Source organism: Rhodovulum viride, from assembly GCF_003265965.1.
GTDB lineage: Bacteria > Pseudomonadota > Alphaproteobacteria > Rhodobacterales > Rhodobacteraceae > Rhodovulum > Rhodovulum kholense.
The window spans coordinates 1-1,925 of the sequence record NZ_MUAV01000074.1; the positions used below are offsets into that span (position 1 = coordinate 1).

Here is a 1,925-nt window from a genome sequence, read left to right on the forward strand (position 1 = left end):
CGCCTTGACCTGCCGGTTGCCGGGGGCGCGGGACCAGAAATGGAGCGTCACCGTCACCTGGGCGCCGATCACGTCGTCGGCTTCGTCCGCGACAAGGGTATCGTCGCCGATCACCACATAGGGGAAACCGCTTTCCGGCATGCCCTCGGGCAGCGCGGGCGGCGTGTCGTAGACCGGCCGCGACAGGCTGCTCAGGCCTGCGAATACGGCCTGTTGCGCGGCGGTCTCGAAGCTCATCAGACGGCTCGCACCGTGACGCCACGGCGAATGAAGGCGGCCATAAGTTTGGCAACTCGCGCGACAGCGGCCTCAGACCGCATGAACGGGGCCAGCGCCCAAGCCGCCCAGACGCACATGGTGATGCGCCAACGCTGGACGCGAATTTGAGCCACGACAGTGGTCATCCGATCTTCTCCTGCAGTTTCGCCGCCAGCGTCTTTTCGGCCTTGGCGGTGGCCTCTTCGAAGCTCGGCACCAGCCAGGGCCGGGCCTCCATGCTTTCGGTGCCGAATTCGAGGTAATAGCCGTGGATCTCGTCCGACCCGACGCGGGACTGCCGGGGCTCGTGGGTCGCCGTCACCGATTCTGCCAACCGCCCGCTTTGCTGGTGCGGATAGGACCCGGCCGGTGCCGATCCGGCGGCGGTCTTCATCTCGCGCTTGGCGATGGCGGCGGTCTCGTCGGCCAGGTCGCGGATCGTTTCCATCAGCGCGTCCTCGCCATCTGTCATGAGGTCGCGCAGCATGTCCTGCAGGGCCTCGATGCCTCTCAGCTCGAACTTGACCTTCACGACACGCCCTCGGAGATCCCGATCTCGATGAAGCGTTCGCGGCCGCCATGGGGCAAGGCGCTCTCGATATTGTAGGTCCGGCCGCGCCAGACCAGCCGGTCGGCCGGGGTGCAGAAGGGCTGGCCCGCGGCGTCGCCCTGCCAGCGGATCCGCACCTTCATCCGCGTCGCGGGCGAGACCCGCATCGCCTCCCATTTCTCGGCGCCGCGCAGGGGCAGGACCTGCGCCCAGACCGTGGCGACGGGCGCCCAGGTCTCGGTCGCGCCGCCCATGCCGTCCGGGGTGCGGGACAGCCGCTCGATGGTGACGCGCTGGTCGAGCGCAGGCCCGCTCAGACCGCGCGCCATCGAAGCGCCTCCACCATCGCGCCGAAGGCGGGCGACAGGTCGGACCCGTCATAAAGATGCGTCAGGTACAGCTTGACCGCGACCTCGGCCGCGCGCAGCTGCGCCGCAGGCAGCCCGCAGGTATAGCTGAGCGTCACGCCCTCCACCGGATCGGCCAGCGTCACGATGGGGCCGAGGGCGGTCGGCTCGACACTGACCGCGCCCCCGGCCGAGGCCGTGACCTCTGACACATCGGGCATGGCCAGCAGATAGGGGCCCGGCCCGACATGGGTTTCCTGCCAGGTCTGGGGCAGGATCGCCCGGCCCAGCACCCCGCGCCAGCCGTCGAGATGGGCCGTCGCGGCCAGCACCAGCCCCTCGATCATCGCGTCCTGGTCGGCATGATCGATCCGCAGATGCGCCCTGGCGTCTTCCAGCGAGACCACCGGCCGCGCGGGCGGCGTCACCAGAACCGGGATCGCCGTCATGCGTCGCCCGCCTTCCGGGCGCGGTGCGGTTTGGGGGCGGGCGGGGGTTCGGGCGCGCCCAGCACGCCAGCGGCGATCAGATGGGCCACCTCGACCTCGGCAGCCTCGCGGATCTCTCCTTCCAGATACATGCGCTCGCCAAGATGCTGGCGCAGGACCGTGTATGTCGGCATGTCGTCCTCCTATCGGCTCAGGAAAGAGGGCGGTTCGCCCGCCCTCTCGGAGAGCCGATCAGCCTTCGCGGCCGAAATCGCCGTAGATGAAGGCGCCCGGGCGATAGGTGGCCAGGGCGAGGCGTTTCTCGGCGAGGATCGTCACCAG

General features: G+C 69.4%; 6 protein-coding genes. All 6 read right to left on the reverse strand.

Annotation, left to right across the window (positions count from 1 at the left end):
- A partial coding sequence (gp17, locus tag BYZ73_RS20890; RefSeq protein ID WP_146746385.1) for a tail completion protein gp17 occupies positions 1-237 on the reverse strand: 237 nt, incomplete at its 3' end.
- The gene (locus BYZ73_RS23025) at positions 237-404 is read right to left on the reverse strand and encodes a hypothetical protein (RefSeq protein ID WP_181498148.1); all 168 of its coding nucleotides are present in this window, start codon (positions 402-404) and stop codon (positions 237-239) included. The genes gp17 and BYZ73_RS23025, both read right to left, overlap by 1 nt.
- Entirely contained in the window at positions 401-790 is a 390-nt protein-coding gene (locus BYZ73_RS20895; RefSeq protein ID WP_112317537.1) for a phage virion morphogenesis protein, read from the reverse strand. Before BYZ73_RS20895 ends, BYZ73_RS23025 begins: the two co-directional genes overlap by 4 nt.
- Positions 787-1,137: a phage head closure protein gene (locus tag BYZ73_RS20900; RefSeq protein WP_112317538.1), complete on the reverse strand. Its 351-nt coding sequence runs from the start codon at positions 1,135-1,137 to the stop codon at positions 787-789. The genes BYZ73_RS20895 and BYZ73_RS20900 overlap by 4 nt, the downstream gene beginning before the upstream one ends.
- Positions 1,122-1,604: a head-tail connector protein gene (locus BYZ73_RS20905; protein WP_112317539.1), complete on the reverse strand. Its 483-nt coding sequence runs from the start codon at positions 1,602-1,604 to the stop codon at positions 1,122-1,124. The genes BYZ73_RS20900 and BYZ73_RS20905 overlap by 16 nt, the downstream gene beginning before the upstream one ends.
- Positions 1,601-1,777 (reverse strand): hypothetical protein, encoded by a 177-nt coding sequence (locus tag BYZ73_RS23030; protein WP_181498149.1) that lies wholly within the window; start codon positions 1,775-1,777, stop codon positions 1,601-1,603. Before BYZ73_RS23030 ends, BYZ73_RS20905 begins: the two co-directional genes overlap by 4 nt.
- Between the last annotated feature and the right edge of the window lie 148 nt (positions 1,778-1,925).

Bases quoted from the DNA above. Each gene is read 5' to 3' on its own strand.
- BYZ73_RS23025 (WP_181498148.1), bottom strand. From the start codon at position 404: ATGACCACTGTCGTGGCTCAAATTCGCGTCCAGCGTTGGCGCATCACC.
- BYZ73_RS20900 (WP_112317538.1), bottom strand. From the start codon at position 1,137: ATGGCGCGCGGTCTGAGCGGGCCTGCGCTCGACCAGCGCGTCACCATC.
- BYZ73_RS20905 (WP_112317539.1), bottom strand. From the start codon at position 1,604: ATGACGGCGATCCCGGTTCTGGTGACGCCGCCCGCGCGGCCGGTGGTC.
- BYZ73_RS23030 (WP_181498149.1), bottom strand. From the start codon at position 1,777: ATGCCGACATACACGGTCCTGCGCCAGCATCTTGGCGAGCGCATGTAT.